This window comes from Caproicibacterium lactatifermentans (assembly GCF_013315815.1).
GTDB lineage: Bacteria > Bacillota > Clostridia > Oscillospirales > Acutalibacteraceae > Caproicibacterium > Caproicibacterium lactatifermentans.
Window position 1 is genome coordinate 471,624 of record NZ_CP046051.1, and the last position, 18,630, is coordinate 490,253.

15 protein-coding genes, 1 other RNA gene and 1 pseudogene are annotated in these 18,630 nt (G+C 54.4%); 8 read left to right on the top strand and 9 right to left on the bottom strand.

Annotated elements, in window-relative coordinates:
* Positions 1-89: 89 nt before the first annotated feature.
* The 4 genes from GJQ69_RS02310 to GJQ69_RS02325 form a co-directional block, all read right to left on the bottom strand.
* Entirely contained in the window at positions 90-1,358 is a 1,269-nt protein-coding gene (locus GJQ69_RS02310) for an LCP family protein (RefSeq protein WP_157658981.1), read from the bottom strand.
* 435 nt (positions 1,359-1,793) lie between these two features.
* Positions 1,794-2,726 carry a cysteine synthase A gene (cysK, locus tag GJQ69_RS02315; RefSeq protein WP_086036420.1) on the bottom strand — a complete coding sequence of 311 codons (933 nt, stop codon included), beginning with the start codon at positions 2,724-2,726 and terminating at the stop codon, positions 1,794-1,796.
* A gap of 278 nt (positions 2,727-3,004) precedes the next feature.
* Positions 3,005-4,120, bottom strand: a complete 1,116-nt coding sequence (locus GJQ69_RS02320) for an ABC transporter substrate-binding protein (RefSeq protein ID WP_086036419.1) — start codon at positions 4,118-4,120, stop codon at positions 3,005-3,007.
* A gap of 57 nt (positions 4,121-4,177) precedes the next feature.
* The gene (locus GJQ69_RS02325; RefSeq protein WP_086036418.1) at positions 4,178-5,356 is read right to left on the bottom strand and encodes a DegT/DnrJ/EryC1/StrS family aminotransferase; all 1,179 of its coding nucleotides are present in this window, start codon (positions 5,354-5,356) and stop codon (positions 4,178-4,180) included.
* Between the two features lie 270 nt (positions 5,357-5,626).
* Here GJQ69_RS02325 and GJQ69_RS02330 point away from each other — a divergent pair, with 270 nt between their 5' ends.
* The 6 genes from GJQ69_RS02330 to GJQ69_RS02355 all read left to right on the top strand — a co-directional run bounded on the left by GJQ69_RS02330 (position 5,627) and on the right by GJQ69_RS02355 (position 12,321).
* Positions 5,627-6,202 carry an acyltransferase gene (locus GJQ69_RS02330; RefSeq protein WP_086036417.1) on the top strand — a complete coding sequence of 192 codons (576 nt, stop codon included), beginning with the start codon at positions 5,627-5,629 and terminating at the stop codon, positions 6,200-6,202.
* A gap of 52 nt (positions 6,203-6,254) precedes the next feature.
* Entirely contained in the window at positions 6,255-7,382 is a 1,128-nt protein-coding gene (locus GJQ69_RS02335) for a DegT/DnrJ/EryC1/StrS family aminotransferase (protein WP_086036416.1), read from the top strand.
* Between the two features lie 66 nt (positions 7,383-7,448).
* Positions 7,449-8,768 carry a nucleotide sugar dehydrogenase gene (locus tag GJQ69_RS02340; protein ID WP_086036415.1) on the top strand — a complete coding sequence of 440 codons (1,320 nt, stop codon included), beginning with the start codon at positions 7,449-7,451 and terminating at the stop codon, positions 8,766-8,768.
* A gap of 94 nt (positions 8,769-8,862) precedes the next feature.
* On the top strand, positions 8,863-9,963 hold the full coding sequence (locus GJQ69_RS02345) for a Gfo/Idh/MocA family protein (protein WP_174192825.1): 1,101 nt from the start codon (positions 8,863-8,865) through the stop codon (positions 9,961-9,963).
* Positions 9,964-9,994: 31 nt separating this feature from the next.
* The gene (gene wecB / locus GJQ69_RS02350) at positions 9,995-11,077 is read left to right on the top strand and encodes a non-hydrolyzing UDP-N-acetylglucosamine 2-epimerase (RefSeq protein WP_086036411.1); all 1,083 of its coding nucleotides are present in this window, start codon (positions 9,995-9,997) and stop codon (positions 11,075-11,077) included.
* 8 nt (positions 11,078-11,085) lie between these two features.
* Entirely contained in the window at positions 11,086-12,321 is a 1,236-nt protein-coding gene (locus GJQ69_RS02355) for a glycosyltransferase family 4 protein (protein ID WP_086036409.1), read from the top strand.
* Between the two features lie 126 nt (positions 12,322-12,447).
* Here GJQ69_RS02355 and GJQ69_RS02360 read toward each other — a convergent pair whose 3' ends face one another.
* The 5 genes and pseudogenes from GJQ69_RS02360 to GJQ69_RS02380 form a co-directional block, all read right to left on the bottom strand.
* Positions 12,448-12,813 (bottom strand): hypothetical protein, encoded by a 366-nt coding sequence (locus tag GJQ69_RS02360; protein ID WP_086036407.1) that lies wholly within the window; start codon positions 12,811-12,813, stop codon positions 12,448-12,450.
* A gap of 180 nt (positions 12,814-12,993) precedes the next feature.
* Positions 12,994-13,656 (bottom strand): annotated as a pseudogene (locus tag GJQ69_RS02365) (nitroreductase family protein).
* A gap of 10 nt (positions 13,657-13,666) precedes the next feature.
* Positions 13,667-14,497 carry an SDR family NAD(P)-dependent oxidoreductase gene (locus GJQ69_RS02370; RefSeq protein ID WP_086036403.1) on the bottom strand — a complete coding sequence of 277 codons (831 nt, stop codon included), beginning with the start codon at positions 14,495-14,497 and terminating at the stop codon, positions 13,667-13,669.
* On the bottom strand, positions 14,498-14,914 hold the full coding sequence (locus GJQ69_RS02375) for a flavodoxin family protein (protein ID WP_086036401.1): 417 nt from the start codon (positions 14,912-14,914) through the stop codon (positions 14,498-14,500). It lies immediately after the preceding gene.
* 46 nt (positions 14,915-14,960) lie between these two features.
* Complete coding sequence (locus GJQ69_RS02380; protein ID WP_086036398.1) at positions 14,961-16,334, bottom strand: Sapep family Mn(2+)-dependent dipeptidase; 1,374 nt, start codon at positions 16,332-16,334, stop codon at positions 14,961-14,963.
* A gap of 289 nt (positions 16,335-16,623) precedes the next feature.
* Here GJQ69_RS02380 and ffs point away from each other — a divergent pair.
* Both ffs and dnaX read left to right on the top strand, forming a co-directional pair.
* Positions 16,624-16,718, top strand: an RNA gene (gene ffs, locus GJQ69_RS02385) — signal recognition particle sRNA small type.
* A gap of 128 nt (positions 16,719-16,846) precedes the next feature.
* On the top strand, positions 16,847-18,544 hold the full coding sequence (gene dnaX / locus GJQ69_RS02390) for a DNA polymerase III subunit gamma/tau (protein WP_086036889.1): 1,698 nt from the start codon (positions 16,847-16,849) through the stop codon (positions 18,542-18,544).
* Positions 18,545-18,630: the final 86 nt, after the last annotated feature.

Genomic DNA, 18,630 nt, shown 5'->3' on the forward strand with positions numbered 1-18,630 from the left:
TGACCTGTTTCTTTGTGCAGTTTTCCTACAGATACAAAAGACCGCCCTCCCCATTTCCGGGAAAGCGGTCTTTCTTTGTTTTGCTTGGTTTAACTGGTGCTGTTGGTTTCATAAATAAACTGCCGGAGCAGACGGCAGTTCTTTTCCATTTGGGCGACTTCCACCCAGCCGACCGAGCGGAGCGTTTCACCCTTAAAAGTGCCATCCGCGGGAATCTGCTGCGTTTTCTGTTTGGAAAGCAGCATAGGCAGGCTGGTGATGGATATACCGGCAAGGGAACTAGCCGACATGTTTGTCCACACCAGCGGCAGAAACTTGTTCATCGTAGCGGTCAGCTTGAAAGGTCCGGAAAGCGCCAGCTTTTTCATCAGCTGACCAATCACTTCCCGCTGACGCTGGGCACGGCCGTAGTCATTGCCATAGTTGCGGATACGGGTGTAGTACAGTGCCTGTACGCCTTTCAGGTTGTACTTGCCGGGGGTAAAGTGGGTGGCAAGGTTTTTGTTGAACTCAATGCACAGTCCCTGGTCCAGTGTGACGTCAATACCGCCGACATCGCTGATAATGGTCGAGAAAGAGTCGAAGTCCACGGCCAGATACTTATCAATTTTAATGCGGTAGTTGTTTTCCAGCGTCTGCATGGTCAGGGCAGGGCCGCCGTAGGCAAAGGCGGCGTTCAGCTTTTGACGGCCGTGGTTTGGAATTTCTACATAGGTATCACGCAGGAAAGAGGTCATTTTTATCTTGTTGTGCGTATGGTCAAAGGACAAAAGAATCAGCGAGTCACTGCGGTGCACATCGCCGGAAGCGAGGTCCATGCCGATGAGCAGGACATTGGTCACCAATGGACTGGACATCACTTTCCAGTCGGGCGCGTGTTCGGGGGTACGCACATAAGTACTTTGGCTGACGGTGTTGTGGGTGCGGTTCATGTTGGAAAACAGCGCGGTAAGCCACGCAAAGGAGAGCACCAGCAGCGCCAGCAGGATGCAGATAACGTTGCGGAAAATGTGATGTCCACCGCGTTTGCGGCGGGCTGTACTGCCGTAAGGGGTATGGCGGCCGGAACCGGATGGAGAGACAGACCGGCGGCGGTCTACGGTCGTGGCCTGGTCGTCCGGGTCAAAGCCATCGTGGTAGCGTACCTGTGTTGGGCGGGTACGGCGGGCATTTGCGCGCCGGCGGCGGGCGCTGTAGGCGGAAGCGTCCACCAGCGGTTCGTCCGTCCGCGGCCGGCGGGAAGAGTGGGAGTAAATATTGCGGTTGTCTGCCGGGGGGCGGTCCTGCTGCCTGCGCTGCGTATATGGGTCACGCTGCGGTGGACGGCGGGAACCGCCGTTCTGCGGTGAATTGGACATTGGTTTTAAAAACCTCGTTTTCTGTAAAAAATTTTGTACCCTCATTTTACCGAGCACCTATGGGAATGTCAAGTTATGTAAACTTTCTGTAACCGCGCCTACAGCGGTTCCTTCTTTCCGGAAAATGTGGTAAACTTGACTGAAGAAGTAAAAAGCTCCTGTTTGCTGATGCTACGAAGAAGAAGGGATTTTTCATGCGTGAAAAGAAGCGAAAACTCGTCATTCGCGTGGTTGCGCTGGTTTGTGCGGTACTGATTGCGCTCAGCACGCTGGCAGCTGCTCTTTTTTGACGGCGGACATAACAAAAAAAGGCTTCAGGGACCAAACGGTTCCTGAAGCCTTTTTCCGTACACCAGTAAGCAGGGGCTGTTATTAACAAAGAAAACGAATCCCAACAGGAGGAAGAAAGATGGTTCTATCAAAGAAAAACAGGAATTAGTCCTGGAACAGGGCAGTGGAGAGATAACGGTCACCGGTATCCGGCAGCAGGGCGACAATGGTCTTGCCCTCATTTTCCGGACGTTTTGCCAGCTCGGTTGCGGCCCAGATAGCTGCACCGGAGGAGATGCCGACCAGTAAACCTTCCACTTTTGCCAGCTCACGGCCAACCACAAAAGCAGGGTCGTTTTCTACAGCGATGATTTCATCATAAATCTTGGTATCCAGTGTTTTGGGGATAAAACCGGCACCGATGCCTTGAATCTTATGCGGGCCGGCATGGCCTTTGCTCAGAACCGGAGAAGTTGCGGGTTCTACGGCGATTACCTTGACGTTGGGGTTCTGCTCTTTCAGGTAGGAGCCGGTGCCGGTCAGTGTGCCGCCGGTGCCAACGCCAGCCACAAAGAAGTCGACCTTGCCGTCGGTGTCACGCCAAATTTCGGGGCCGGTGGTTGCCTTATGGGCAGCCGGGTTAGCTGGGTTGACGAACTGGCCGGGAATGTAGGAATTGGGGGTTTCCTTTGCCAGCTCGTCGGCCTTAGCGATAGCGCCCTTCATGCCGGCGGCACCGTCTGTCAGCACCACTTCTGCACCGTAAGCCTTCAGCAGGTTGCGGCGTTCAATGCTCATGGTTTCAGGCATGGTCAGAATAATGCGGTAGCCGCGGGCGGCAGCTACGCTGGCAAGACCGATGCCGGTGTTGCCGCTGGTTGGTTCGATAATGACTGAGCCGGCCTTCAGCAGGCCCTTCTTTTCGGCGTCATCAATCATGGCAAGTGCAATACGGTCCTTTACACTGCCGGCGGGGTTCAGATATTCCAGCTTCGCAACGACCTTTGCCCTCAGGTCATGTTTCTTTTCATAGTTGGTCAGCTCCAGCAGCGGGGTGTTGCCAATGAGTTCTGTAAGGCTTTTATGAATGTTTGCCATGATAAATTCCCTCCATCAATTATGTTGTAGTTTGTATAGCGGTTTGGCCCACCGGAACTTTCATATAATTCATATACGATTTGTATTGATTTGCTTGTATGGCTAGAGTATAGCTGCTTTTGCGGTGGATGTCAATAGGTTTTGATAAAAACATTATTACTTTTATATCTTTGGTAATGATTATCCTAAAAAGCAGCGGCGGTGCTATGATTTCCTTAATGAATATAAAAAATCCGTCGGGGCATTTCGCCTCGGCGGATTTTGCTGTTTTTGAATTTTTAAGAAGCCTGTGCAAGGGTACTGTCTGTCGGCTGCGGCAGGCAGCTCTGTGAAACGCCAGTCCCTAGGGGAACCGCTTTGCTGGTCAGCTTTTTCTGGTTCATCCAGCTGTAAAAGCGGTTCCAGCGTACGGTATCGATTTGTCCCCATACAGCGGCACCATCGGTATATTTGCCGGCCAACCATGTGAGCGAGCGCTGTACCAGCGGCTGCTGATTTTTCACAGCGGGCACGGCCGCACACACCAGTTTTGCCGTGGTGTCTGGGTGAGCTGCCGCATACAGGTATCCTTCCCGTACAGCCGAAAGAAAATCTTTTGCCGTTTGTGGGTGCTGTTTCAGGAACGTGTTGTTCCCAGCCAGCAGGCAGGGGTACTCGTCCAGCGCGGGGACGGTGTCACGGTAAAACAGAAAATTCGCGGTTACACCGGCCTGCTTGCACGCAAGGCCGTCCCAGCTGTAGCTGCCACAGTAAGCAGCGCCGCCTTTCAGCGCGGCAGCGGCGTCCGCCGAAGCGATGCCGGTCTTTACCAACGCGGCCTTGCCGCCGTCCGCGGCAACGGTTTCTTTCAGCATGGCCCCTGTCAGCGGGATGTCCGCAGCTATCTGGCAGGTGGTGTTTTCCAGTTGCTTGGGACGTACCGTCTTTTTAGCGGCAGATGTCAGAATACCGGCATCGCTGTGCTGCAGCACAGCGGCTACCGCAGTTACGGCTTTGCCGGAACAGAGTGCGTTCGCAAAGGAAGTGCTTTGTTTGGCGACAGCGAACTGGGCGGTGCCGGAACTGGTGAGGTCCAGCGCTGCAGCGGAAGTGTCCGCTGTGCGAATGGTTACATTCAGCCCGTACCGGCCGAAATAGTCCTGCTTGTCTGCCGCGTAAATGCCGCCCAGCAAAGGAGCCGCGGTTTCGGAATCCACAGCGAGCGTTAATTTAATCTGCGGCAGGCTGCTGCGGGAAGATGGCGCTGTGCTGTCGGAAGCCGCCGAAGAAACAGCCGGTGTTTTGGACGAAGAAGTGGCGGATGAATTTGTGCCGCCCATACCGGTGCAGGCGGCCAGCGAAAGGCCCGTCAGCAGAGCCGCCAGAAGAGCGGCGGCTGTTCGTTTGCAGTTCATAAAAAGTTCCTCCCCGAAAATGGATACTGCAGAAAATGCGGAAAACGGGAATCCGTTTTATTTATGGAATTTTTCAGCAATATCCAGAACGGCGTCAATCACATACTGTACTTCTTCGTCCGTCATGGTCGGGTACAGCGGCAGGCTGATGATGCGCTGATAGTGCTTTTCTGTATTCGGGAAGTCACTGGGCTTAAAGCCATAACGGCTGGTGTAGGCGCTCATGTTGGTGACCGGAATGAAGTGAACGCTGGTGCCGACGTTGCGGTTGTTCAGTTCCACAATGAACTGGTCGCGGTCAATGGTGAGGTTTTCCGGCACAATGCGCAGCACATACAGGTGCCAGCAGTGTGTGGTGTATTCCGGTACGAACGGCGGGTCCAGTGCGTCGCATTTGCTGAAGGCGGCCTGATACTGTGCGGCAATCTTCAGGCGCTTCTGCTGCATTTCCTCCAGACGGTCCAGCTGACGCAGGCCCAGTGCGGCCTGAATATCAAACATATTATATTTGAAACCGGGTTCGCAGATATCATACTTCCAGCTGCCGCCTTTGGCGTAGCGGTTCCATGCGTTTTTGCTCATACCCTGGCCGGCCCAGATGCGTGCTTTTGCGTCAATCTCATCATTATCGGTTACCAGCATGCCGCCCTCGCCGGTGGTTAGGTTCTTGGTGGCGTAGAAGCTGTAGCAGGCAGAGCCCTTCAGATGATTGCCAATCAGGCGGCCCTTATAGCGGCTCCACAGCGCGTGGGCAGCGTCCTCGCTGACATACAAATGATACTTGTCCGCCAGTGCATAGATAGGGTCAAGGTCGCAGACCTGGCCGCTGTAGTGTACCGGAACGATTGCCTTGGTCTTTGGGGTGATTTTCTTTGCCACTTCTGCCGGGTCAATGCAGCCGGTGCGGTAGTCAATATCTGCAAAAACCGGCTTTGCGCCGCAGTGAATGACCGTGTTTGCGGTGGAGGCAAAGGTCATGGGAGTGGTGATGACTTCATCGCCGGGGCCAATGCCCGCGCTTAATAGGGAAACGTGCAGGGCAGCAGTGCAGGAGTTGAGTGCGAGTGCGTGCTTTGCACCTACATATTTTGCAAAGGCCTGCTCGAACTGCAGGGTGCGCGGTCCTCTGGCAATCCAGCCGGATTTCAGTGTATCAACAACTTCACCAATTTCAGCATTGGTGATGTCCGGACGGTTATAGGGAATAAAGTTCTCTCTGACGCGAAAGTTACTCATAGTTTGTCCTTCTTACTTATTTTATATAATAAATTTTTAGAACAAAAACCTGCACCAGCGCCGTGCAGACACTTTTGCAGTTCTAAATACATGATAATCTATAATACCTGCAAAGTCAATGCGGAAAAGGACTGTGTACCCTATAAAACATTTGACGATACCGCCTGTTTATACTATAATACTTAAGTTAAGGCAGTATGTGTTTCCACCCTTTGCTGGGCTTTTTGGCACAGACTGTTTAGATTGCTTCGCTAAAGAAGGTTATGGCAAATGAGTGAGTCTTGCTTTGTCCACCCCAGCGCCTGTGTTGATGACGGCGCCCAGATTGGAAACGGTACAAAGGTTTGGCACTTTTCCCACATCAGCGGCGGTGCCCGCATTGGGGAGGATTGCACACTGGGGCAGAACGTGTTTGTGGCGGACGGTGTTACCATCGGCAGCCACTGCAAAATCCAGAACAATGTCAGCGTTTATGAGGGCGTGCAGCTGGGCGATTACGTTTTCTGCGGGCCGAGCATGGTCTTTACCAACGTGTCGCGCCCGCGGTGCCGTTACCCGCAGCGCGGCGCTCAATTTTACAAGCCCACACCCATTGGCGACGGCACTTCCATTGGTGCAAACGCAACCATTGTGTGCGGCCACACCATTGGAAAAAATGCATTCATCGCCGCCGGCAGCGTGGTCACAACGGACGTACCCGCCCATGCCATTATGATGGGCGTGCCGGCACGGCAGCACGGCTGGGCCTGTGAGTGCGGTGCCAAGCTGGACGAGCATCTGCACTGCCCCAAATGCGGGCGGCAGTACGCGGAAGGCAAAGACGGCCTGCATGAGGTGAATGGCTGAATGCGGAGAACGGCCCTTTTGGGCCGACTGTTTTCAGGAGGAAACAAATAGTATGGATGAAATAAAGTTCAATGACCTTGGCGCCCAGTACCACGCGCTGAAAAAAGAGATTGACGCGGGGATTGCGGACGTTATTGCGGGTACACACTTCATTTCCGGTCCACAGATAGAGCAGCTGGAAAAGGAACTGTGCGCCTATACGGGCCGCCGGTACTGTGTGACCTGTGGCAACGGCACGGACGCACTGCGTATGCCGCTGATGGCCTGGGGCATACAAGCAGGGGACGCCGTCTTTGTTCCTGCCTTCACGTTCTTTGCCAGCAGCGAGGTTGTCAGCCTGTGCGGCGGTACACCGGTCTTTGTGGACAGCCGCACGGATACTTTTGACATGGACCCCGAGGACCTGAAAAAGAAAATCGCTGCCGTGAAGGCAGAGGGCAAGTTGATACCCCGCGCGGTCATTGCGGTGGACCTGTTCGGCCAGCCGGCACAGTTCCCGGAAATCGAAAAGATTGCCGCGGAAAATGGCCTGAAAGTGCTGGAAGATGGTGCGCAGGGTTTTGGCGGGCGCATTGGCGAAAAGTGCGCCTGCTCCTTCGGAGATGCCTCTGCCACCAGCTTTTTTCCGGCCAAGGCGCTGGGCTGTTACGGCGACGGCGGCGCTGTCTTTACGGACGACCCGGAACTGTACAAGGTGCTCAAATCCATCCGTGTACATGGAAAGGGCAGCATGAAGTATGAAAATGTCCGTATCGGCGTAAATTCCCGTTTGGACACCCTGCAGGCGGCGATTCTGCTGCCAAAGCTGCACGCCTTTGATACCGAGAACACACATCGCATCCGTGCCGCCCAGCGTTACACGGATGCTTTGAAGGACAAGTTCCAGACGCCAACCGTGCTGCCGGGTTACCACTCGAGCTTTGGGTACTATACCCTGCGCGCCGCGGACGAAGCGCAGCGCACCCGTGTGATGGATGCCCTGAAGACAGCGGGCGTGCCGTCTATCATTTATTATCCCTGCCCGCTGCACCTGCAGAAGGTCTATGCGCCGCTGGGTTACAAGCCGGGCGACCTGCCGGTGGCAGAGAGCCTTGCGAAGACCGTCTTTAGTCTGCCGATGCACGGCTATATCACCGATGAAACCATCGATTACGTATGCGGTGTGCTGCAGAAGGCATAAGACAATCCTGTAAGAAAATTTGCATTTTATATAGTTCTTCAATTCTATCAAAAATGAGGGAAAATTATGGCAAATGTAAAAGCAGACCTGCTTGATAAAATTAACAGCAAAACCGCCAAGGTCGGTATTGTCGGCCTTGGGTATGTCGGCCTGCCACTGGCGGTTGAGTTTGCCCGCGCAGGGTACACCACCATTGGCTTCGATGTGCAGAAGAAAAAAGTGGATTCCGTCAACGCTGGTCACAACTATATTGGCGATATTGTCGGTGACACCCTGAAAAAAGAAGTAGAAACCGGCAAGCTGCGCGCTACCAGCGACTTCTCCTTTATTAAGGAAGTAGACGCAGTGGCCATTTGTGTGCCTACGCCGCTGGACGCTCATCAGCAGCCGGATATCAGCTATGTGAAGAGCTCCACCGAAAGCGTTGCCGAGTATGTGCATCCCGGTATGGTTATCATTCTGGAAAGCACCACTTACCCGGGCACAACCGAGGAACTGCTGAAGCCAATCCTTGAAAAATCCGGCCTGAAGTGCGGCGAGGATTTCTACCTTGCCTTCTCCCCGGAACGTGTGGACCCCGGCAACCAGCAGTATAAGACTAAGAATACACCGAAGGTCGTTGGCGGCATCGGCAAGGACGCCACAACTGTGGCGGCGTCCCTGTACCGCAACGTGCTGGAGGGCGGCGTGTATGAGGTCTCTTCTCCTGCTGTGGCAGAGATGGAGAAACTGCTGGAAAACACTTACCGCAATATCAACATCGGTCTGGCAAACGAAATGGCCATTATCTGCAACCGTATGGGCATTAACGTCTGGGAAGTCATCGACGCGGCAAAGACCAAGCCGTACGGCTTCCAGGCATTCTATCCTGGCCCTGGCCTGGGCGGACACTGCATTCCGCTGGACCCGTTTTACCTTTCCTGGAAGGCGCGTGAGTATGATTACCATACCCGCTTGATTGAAACTTCCGGTGAAATTAACACCTCCATGCCGGAATATGTGGTGGACCGTGTTATGAAGGTCCTCAGCAAAAAGAAGGTTGCCCTAAACGGCGCCAAGGTCCTTGTACTGGGCGTTGCCTACAAGAACAATATTGACGACTGCCGTGAAAGCCCGGCCATCAACGTCATTTCAAACTTCATTAAGCAGGGCGCCAACACAACTTATTATGACCCCTATATTCCGCAGTACACCCATAAGGGCGTTGTACACAAGAGTGAGCCGGCCCTGACCGACGATATGCTGCGCAATGCGGACATCGTGGTTATCTGCACCGCTCATTCCTGCTTCGATTATGACCATATCCAGAAGACTGCAAAAGAAGTCTTCGATACCCGCAACGCCATGAAGGACGTAAAGGACCGCAGCAACATCGAGCTGCTGTAAAATAAACAGGACAGCGCCGCCGTACACGGCGCTTTGGTTTTGCGCTTTTCCCACGGAAGAGCGCAAAATTTATGTAAAGGAGAGTTTTATCATTATGGCTAAATTACGCTTTATGCTTATCGGCTGCGGCCGAATCAGCAAAAACCACATTGCGGCAGCTGCCGCCAACAAGGACACCATGACACTGGCCGTTGTGTGTGACGTTGTACGCGCGCGCGCCGAGGAAAAGGCCGCCATGCTCAAGGAGCAGGCAGGCTATGAACCGCTGATTTATACAGACTATAAAAAAGCTTTGCAGGAGCAGGAAATTGATGTATGCGCCATTGCAACCGAAAGCGGCTTCCACGCACAGATTGCACTGGAATGCATGGCACACGGCAAGCATGTCCTCACTGAAAAGCCCATGGCGCTTTCCACCGCGGACGCTGAAAAGATGATTTCCACCGCGGAAGCAAAAGGCCTGACGCTGGGCGTCTGCCACCAGAACCGCTTCAACGCACCTATCCAGCAGCTGCACGCCGCACTGGACGCGGGCCGCTTCGGCAAGCTGGTCAGCGGCACAGCACGCATTCTTTGGAACCGCAATATGTCCTACTATCAGCAGGCACCGTGGCGCGGCACATGGGCACAGGACGGCGGCACACTGATGAACCAGTGCATTCACAATATTGATTTGCTGCAGTGGAGCCTCGGTGGTGAGCCGGACACGGTGATGGCTATGACCGGCAACTACCTGCGTGATATCCAGGCGGAAGATTTTGGCGCTGTCCTCATTCGCTTTAAGAACGGGGCCATCGGCATTGTAGAGGGCACCGCCTGTGTATACCCGAAGAACTTGGAAGAAACGCTCTCCGTTTTTGGTGAAACCGGCTGTGCCGTTATCGGCGGACTGGCTGTGAACCGTATTGAAACTTGGAATTTTGCAGAGCCTGCCCCGCAGGACGAGGTCGTTAAGACTTTGGTCGGCAAGGACCCGAAGGATGTATACGGCAGCGGCCATAATGCCCTTTACGCAAACTATATTCACGCGGTCAACACGCACACCCGTCCGCTGGTTTCCGGCTACGAGGGCATTAAAGCACTGAAGATTATCCTGGCTGCTTATCAAAGCCAGAAGACAGGCAAAGCGGTTAAGTTTGACGGCCTGTCCTTTGCCACCACAGATATGTGCAGCGAAGACGTGAAAGTACGCTGAGGCAAACCAGTAAAGGAGGCCCAAACAGACAATGAAAGTGGTTACAGTAGTCGGTGCCCGGCCGCAGTTTATTAAGGCCAGTGTGGTTTCCGCCGCGCTGGCACCCCTGTGCCAGGAAGTTCTGGTGCATACCGGACAGCATTATGATAAAAATATGTCTGCAGTCTTTTTTGAAGAACTGCAGATTCCACACCCAGCCTATAATTTGGGTGTCGGCAGTGGCACCCACGGCCGCCAGACCGGCGAAATGTTGATTGGCATTGAGCAGGTGCTTTTTAAGGAAAAACCAGATGTCATGCTGGTGTACGGCGATACCAATTCCACACTGGCGGGCGCGCTGGCCGCCAGCAAGCTGCACATCCCGGTGGCACACGTCGAAGCAGGCCTGCGTTCCTACAATCGGCGTATGCCGGAAGAGCAGAACCGTGTTTTGACGGACCACATTTCCACCCAGCTGTTCTGCCCAACGCAGACGGCTTGGCAGAATCTTCAGAAAGAGGGCATTACCGAGGGCGTTTCGGTTTCCGGCGATGTTATGCTGGACAGTGTCCTGCACTTCCGCAAGGTCGCAATGGATAACCCCGAAAAGCGAAAAATTCATGAACAGCTGGGCATTGAACCCAAACACTACCGTTTGGCAACTTTGCATCGTGCGGAAACAACGGACGGCGGTCTGCCCGCTATTGAGCGTATTTTTGACGCGTTTGAACAGCTGCCGCAGCGTGTGGTAATTCCGATTCACCCGCGTACCCGTTCACTGGCCGAACAGGCCCTTGCAGACCGCGGTTACCGGAACATTCAGCTGATTGACCCGGTCGGCTATTTGGAGATGCTGCTGCTGACCAATGGTGCCTGTCAGGTGCTGACCGATAGTGGCGGACTGCAGAAAGAGGCATGGTTTATGGAGGTGCCTTGTGTCACGCTGCGCAGCGAAACAGAATGGGTGGAAACCCTTGTCGGCGGCTGGAACGTGCTGGCAAAGCTGACGACTGAGGACATTCTGAGCAAAGCGTTGAACACAGTGCCGGACCCGGCCGCGCGTGCTGCACAGCCCTTCGGTGACGGACATGCCAGCGAGCGGATTGCCCGCGCTGTCTGCGGGCGGGAAGGGTGAGTTCCCCGATGAATATCATTTACCTGGAACATTACGCGGGTTCCCCGAAATTCGGTATGGAGTTTCGTCCCTATTTTATGGCACAGCGCTGGGTGGCGGCCGGTCATACCGTGACCATTGTCGCCAGTTCCTACAGCCACCTGCGTACCAAAAATCCGGACATGAAGGGACGGCCGTATCTTATAGAAATGGAGAACGGCATTCGCTGGTTTTGGATTGCTGGACCGTCGTATGAAGGCAATGGTGTGGGCCGTATCCGCAATATTCTTTCCTTCCTGCACGGCGTAAAAAAATACCAGAGCGAAATCTGCGCGGTGGGGAAACCGGACGTTATCATTGCGTCCAGTACCTATCCGCTGGACATTTATCCGGCAGTATCTATCGCAAAACGCTTTCATGCGGAGGTCATTTATGAAGTACATGACCTGTGGCCTTTAAGCCCTATGGAGCTGGGACACATGAGTGCGCACCACCCGTTCATCATGGTTATGCAGCATGCGGAAAACAAATGCTGCCGGTCGGCGGACGCAATCGTCAGCCTGCTGCCGTGTTCCAAAGAGCACTTTGTGGAACACGGCATGGCGCCGGAAAAATTCTATTGTATCCCCAACGGCATCGTCAAGGCGGATTGGGAAAAGCCGCTGCCGGAACACCCTGTGTACGAGCAGCAGCTGAAGCGCTGGCATGAAGAGGGCTGGTTTCTCATTGCGTACACCGGTGCGCATGGTGTTGCCAATGCGCTGGACAGCTTTGTGGAAGCGGGCGAAAAGCTAAAAGGCAAAAAAATCAAGCTGCTGCTGATTGGCCCCGGCCCAGAGCGCGAGCGTCTGAAAAAAAAGGCTGCTTCGCTGGAAAACGTGGACCTGCTGGAGCCGGTAGGACGTACCCAGGTGCCAGAGCTGCTGGCACAGATGGACGCACTGTATGTCGGATTGCAGCGGCAGCCGCTGTTCCGCTTCGGCATTTCGCCGAACAAGCTGATGGATTATATGATGGCGGGCAAGCCGGTTATCTTTGCCATTGAGGCCGGCAATGATATGGTCGCCGAGGCCGGGTGCGGCATATCGGTTCCGCCGGAGGACAGCACGGCAATCGCCGATGCCGCCGAAAAGCTAGCGGTTACGCCGAAAGAGGAGCTTGCCGCTATGGGTGCCCGCGGTCATGCCTATATTTTAAAGTATCACGAGTATGACGCGCTGGCAAAACAGTTTTTGGACGTTATGCAGGAACATCTGAAAAAATAAAAGACAGAAAAGCCCATATCCGCCGGAACATTGTTTTCCGACAGGTACGGGCTTTTTTACGGATTACAGTGTCGGACGGCCGTGGACCGATACTGTCATTGGCAGGAATTTTCTGTGGAATGGCAATTATTCTTCTTCACAGCAGCAATGGCACTCTTCCGGACGGCAGCAGTGGTGGCAAAAAATGGACGGGTCTCCGGCACAAGCGCGGGTGGAGTAAGTGACAGGAATTTTTACACAGATTTTCTGGCAGATAAGAAATTCACACAGATGAGTGCAGCGGTTTTCATGGCAGAGAACGGTGGGGTCCCCACAGCATTCTGTTTCTACACGGCCAATTTGTGTATGGGGTTTCAGTGCGACTGGCAGGCTGACTTCGACCGTGTGGCGGCCGACTGTCTGGCAGGAACCGGAGGGACGTATTACAGGCGGCAGCGGTGGATCATGGGTCTGGCTGCTCCAGGTATCGCCGCTTTCATAAGTGGTTTTCATCGATTCATTTCCTCCTCAAAATCTATCAGCAGGGGTACAAAAATTTTTTAATTGTGTACACTCCATAATATGCGCCGGCAGGCCGGATGTCACCGGCAGAAAAAAGGCATTTTCACTGTACATCTGTACAGCGAAAATGCCTTTTTATAGATTTGATTTTAGGAAAGACGTATCGGAAATTTACCAGCGGCAGTGTTCACGTCCGGCACCTGCCGCAAAGTGGTAGCGCACGATGCCGAGGTCAATGTCGGAGTAGAATCCGCCGTTGGAGGCAACGTCAGCTTTGCCATTTGTTAGGGTGAAGCAGAATTTTTGCCGGTTCAGCGCGGTAGGCGCCAGCATGGCAGCCTCCATACCGGCATGGAACCAGTCCGGCATGGGTCCCTCAACCTTGCAGAGTTCCTGCATGGGTTTGCTTTTGTGGGGAACACCCTGTGTTTTTCCGTAACCGATGGGAATAACACAGACCAGTTTTTCACCGGGTACTACCTTGGCAGCACACTTGGATTTGCGGAATGAAGCGGCCACTCAGCAGCTGTTTAATCCCAGCTGCTGAGCTTTTAGGACCAGTCGTTCCCCATAATATCCGGCAAGCTCACCAAGGTCAAAAGATACTTTGCCGACCATCCCGAGATAGTTGGTTACACCGGAAAAGTTACCAAAACGGGCGGTCAGCCCGCCAAATGCTTCCGGTTCATCTGTAATCAGCTGGATGTGCAGCCCACTTTCGCGGTTGCAGGTATCCACTTCAATCTGCAGCTGTTCCAGAATACTGCTGCTTATTTTCCGGTCTGTATAGCTGCGCACGGCGTGCCGCGCGCGGATTGCTTCTGCCAAATTCATATTTTTTCTGTCAATCCTTCTGTGAATCCTTATTTTTAAATATGTCTTTTGTATGATGAGAAAGTACCTGCTGGTATAGTGACGGAATGACTGCTGCAGCCTGCGGCGGCAATAGGCGGGACAAAAAGCAGGCAGGCCCGTACAGCGGCGGGGAAAAAATCAGCAGTTTTCCCGCCTGCATTCCGCGGAAAGCGGCCAGTGCCACCCGGCGAGGATTCGCCGCGAAAGACGCGTCCTGCCGTCCGGCAGCTGCGGAAAAGCCGGTCTTTGTCGGGCCGGGGCACAGAACACTCACACTCACCGGCGTGTACCTTAGCTCCGCCCACAGCGTTTCGCCGAACTGCAGGTCATACGCTTTGGTGGCGCTGTATACAGCGAAGCAGGGGTCCGGCGCAAAGGCGCTGGTAGAGGCGGTAATCAAAATTCTGCCGCGGCCGCGCCAGACCATATCTGCCGCAAAAAGACGTGTCAGCAGTGTGGTGCTGGTTACGTTCAGCGCAATGGTGTCGGCCATTCCCTGTATATCCGCCTCAATGACTTCCTGATGGCGGGCACTGCCAGCGTTGCTGACCAACTGGTCCACAACGATTCCTTTTTCCTGTAAGGTGTCATATACCTGCTGAGCTGCTTCCGCTTTGGAAAGGTCGGCTGGCAACACTTCAACAGTGACGTGAAAAGTTTGCCGCAAAAGCTGCGCCAGCTGTTCCAGCCGGCTTTGTGTGCGCGCGGTCAGTACCAGCCGAAAACCGTGTGCGGCAAACAGGATTGCCAGTTCTCGGCCGATGCCGGACGACGCGCCGGTAATCAGGACCGTCTGTTTTGGTCCCAGTTCCCGCCGCATTCAGCCGGACACCAGTACGGAGCGGGCGAAAGCTTTCATACGGGCAAGGTCCTCCTCGTCCGGGTGGGTGCGGTGCAGAAAGTGGAAGCGGCCGCGGCAGTGAAATTCCCGGCGGTCCAGCGGAATATTTCGGGCAGCAAGCAGCTTTTCCACCGTCTGATAGGTGGAAGTGGGCAGTGCCGCTGTACTAAAATTGACTACCTTTTTTACTTGTGTGCTGTCAAGGGAGGCAATAAACTGTTTCACTTCCCGGTCTACGGTGCCGGCATAAACGGAGCTGCCGAGGAACAACAGGTCCGCCGGTTCGGTCAGCGGGGTGGATACCGGCAGGGCAGGCACGCCGGCCACCTCCGCCGCGGCTTCCGCCAGCTTTTTGGTATTCCCGCTTTTGGTGTAATAACGAATTGCGATATTCATGATAGGGAACCCCCCTTTTTACACAGAGATGTGTGCAGTCTGCAACTCATTTGGTTGCCATATCGTACATTGCCTGCAGGCAGATTTGGGCGTGCTGCATAAAGCGGGCAAGGTCAATGCTTTCATTGGTATTATGCAGGCGGCGGTCCGGCTCGTCTGGGAAGAAAGGTCCAAACGCAACGCCGCGGCCATTCAGTTCCCGCGCGTAGGTGCCGCCGCCGGTTGCGTATACAGTGGGTTCTTCACCCATGACAGCAGCATACGCGCCTTTCAGCAGGCGGATAAGGTCGCTGTCTTCCGGCAAGTACAGCGGACGGTTTTCGCAGGTGCGTTCGCAGGTGAGGCCGTAGGGAGCGGAAATCCTTTCCAGATGTTCCAGAATGTCATCACCGCTGGCTGTAACTGGGTAGCGGATATCAAGGCCGGCGCTGGGGGTACCTTCTCCAATACGTACCAAGCCGAGGTTTAGTGTCAGCGGACCGGAAGGCTCATCGCTCTGCTGAATGCCGGCGGAAGCGCCGTCATATTCGGTTTTTACCTTGTCGGCGAGGAACAAGAGCACACTGCCCATCTGGTCCTTGTCCAGCACTTTGGAGAGCAGCATAATCAGCTTTTCGGCGGCATTGACGCCTTCCTGTGGCTGCATAGCATGGGACGCCACACCGACCGCATCGATACACAGGCCGTCCGGTGTACGGGTGCAGCGCAGGGTGTCCTCGTCCGCCGTCAGTTCCAGCAGCGCATTGGCCTGGTCCTCGGAGCAGACCACAACAGCGGAAGCATTTGCGGGGACCGCATTTACTACGTCGCCGGCCGTAAACAGCCGTACAGCGGTTGACTCTTTTCCACCGGACAAATCTATACGCAGAATGCCCTTTTCCCGGTTGCAAATGCCGTAGTCACTGTCCGGCGTAAAGGCAAAGACCGGCATAGGTTCCGACTGGTAATACGTTTCAATGTCGTTGCTGGCCACTTCTTCACCGGCACCGAAAATAACGCGGATACGGCGCTTGGTTTTTACGCCCGCATCCTTGAGGGCCTTCAGACAGTACAGGGCTACCACCGCGGCACCCTTATCGTCCGCGGTGCCGCGGCCGTACAGCAGGCCATCTTTTTCCACGGTATCAAACGGCTCAGTTTCCCAACCGTCACCGGCGGGTACAACATCTACATGACACAGCACATCAGCGTATTCGTTGCCTTCACCGTACACAGCATGGCCGGCATAGTTGCCGACGTTCTTGGTTTCCAGTCCAAGGTCGTCCGCAATACGCAGAATGGTCTGCAGTGCGCGTGCACTTTCCTCACCGAACGGCTTTCCGGGCAGCGGGCTGTCGACAACCGAGGGGATTGCCACCATTGTCTTCAGCGTTTGGTGCATCTGTTCTTTATAGGGCAGAATATGTTCTGCAAACAGCATAGTAAAAACTCCTTTGTTTTTAATTTTATTCCGTGGGTATCCGCATTCTTTGGCGAGTGGAAAGAACCCCAGGAAAAGAGAAATTTTGCCCCGTTTCTGCGGCAAGGCACAGGGCCGGAAAGCAGAAGCAGGGACACTTCTACAGTATAACACAAAAACGCATTCGCAGGCAGGAAAATTCAGAAAATACTTGCGTTTTTTCTGAAAAACGGATATAATAAATATTGTATTCTGTACTGTACAGAGAATGAAAAAGCAAGGCAGAAATCGTGCGGCAGGATATGCAGATGGGCGGGCTCTGTGCGGCGGGGCGCCGTGAACCATGTCAGGCGGGGAACCGAGCAGCATTAAGCGGAGTGGCCCTGTGCGATGCAGGTTTGTCTGTCCATCTGTATATCCGGCAGTACGGCGGCGCGAAGGCGCCTGTCTTGCTTTTTTGTTATATATACGCATATATTCACCGAAAGAGGCAAAAAATGGGGCAGTTCCGCTGTCGGAAAGGAGTGTTGCGTATGTATCAGGTGCTTTACCGCAAGTGGCGTCCGCAGGTTTTCGCGGACGTAGTTGGACAGCCGCAGGTCACCAAAACGCTGAAAAACGAACTCATTGCCGGGCGGGTGGCGCATGCCTACCTGTTTACCGGCTGTCATGGCACCGGCAAAACCACCTGTGCCAAGATTCTGGCGAAAGCGGTCAACTGTCTGGACCCACAGGATGGTGAGCCATGCGGAAAGTGTGATATCTGCCACGCCGCACAGGATGGCACCCTGATGGATATTGTGGAAATTGACGCCGCCAGCAATAATGGCGTGGACAGTATCCGCACGCTGCGGGAAGAGGCAAACTTCACACCGGTAGCCGCCAAGTACCGTGTGTATATTATTGATGAAGTGCATATGCTTTCCACCAGTGCATTCAACGCTCTGCTGAAAACGTTGGAGGAGCCGCCGGCACACGTCATTTTTATTTTGGCAACCACAGAAGTACAAAAGCTGCCTGCCACCATTCTTTCACGCTGTCAGCGTTTTGACTTTCACCGCGTTCCGCCGGAAGAGATTGCGGCTCGTCTTACTTATATTTCAGGGCAGGAAGGCGCCTCGCTGGAACCGGAAGCGGCAATGCTGCTGGCACGTTTGTCGGACGGCGCTGTGCGTGACGCGCTTTCTCTGCTGGACCAGTGCCTTGGCCGCAGCCGGGAAGTGACGGTACAGGTTGTCAATGAAGCAACAGGTCTAACCAGTCGGAACCATTTGTTTCAGCTGGCAGATGCGGTTTATCAGCATGACAGCGCTGCGGCGCTGTCTGTGGTAGATAAGGCACACAGGGATGGCAAAGACATGGCTCGCCTTTGCGAGGAACTTTCCGCCCATTTTCGTTCTTTGATGCTGATTAAGACCATGCAGAATGCCCGTCCGCTGGTTGCCGTAACCGAGGACGAATATACGCGGTTGGAACAGCAGGCGCTGAAAATTCCATTGCCAGTTATCCTACACGGACTGGATACACTGCAGGATGCGCTGGAGCGTATATACCGTGGCACGGACCGCCGTACCGAAATGGAAATGAGTATGCTGCGCTTGTGCTGTCCGGAGCTTGATGACAGCCGGGCTGCGCTGGTTCGGCGCATTGATGCACTGGAAAAGCGGGCACCGGTTACGGCCGCCGCCGCGCCTGCCCCGGTGGAGCCGGTGCAGGTGCCGCGGCAGGATACCGCGGCAGAACCAGTGCCCACAGCGGAGCAGACACCACCGGCCGCTGTCATTCCGGAACCGGTAAAGCCGACAGAACAGACGCCTGTTCCGGCTGTGCCGCAGACAGCCTCCCCACAAACAGCGATTGTTCCCCGGAAGAGTTCCGCCCGGCAGACGGCGGCTCAGCTGGCGGAGAACGCGGTGCCGTTGACCGAGTGGCCGGAAATTGTGCAGGCACTGCAGCAGTACTCCAAGTCTATCGCCACCGCATTCCGCGGCACCAAAGCCTACGTCAGCGGCGACTATGTACTGATTGATGCGCATAACGATTTGGCGTTTCAGCTGCTGCGGGAATCTTCCCAGCGGGACAGTATGCGCCGTGCCATTCAGCAGGTGACTGGCAGAACGTACCGGCTGGGGCCGTACCGCCCCGCACAAAAACAAAAAGAAGAAATTGACCCGTTAAAAAAGCTGGAGCAGCGCGCGCGTGCAGAAGGCATTCCGGTCATTGAAAAATAAAGTGAAAATCATGACATTTCCCCTTGACCTTTTCGGGTGGAATGTTATATGATTTGACGCAGGACAACATAAAGATTCAGGAAAAT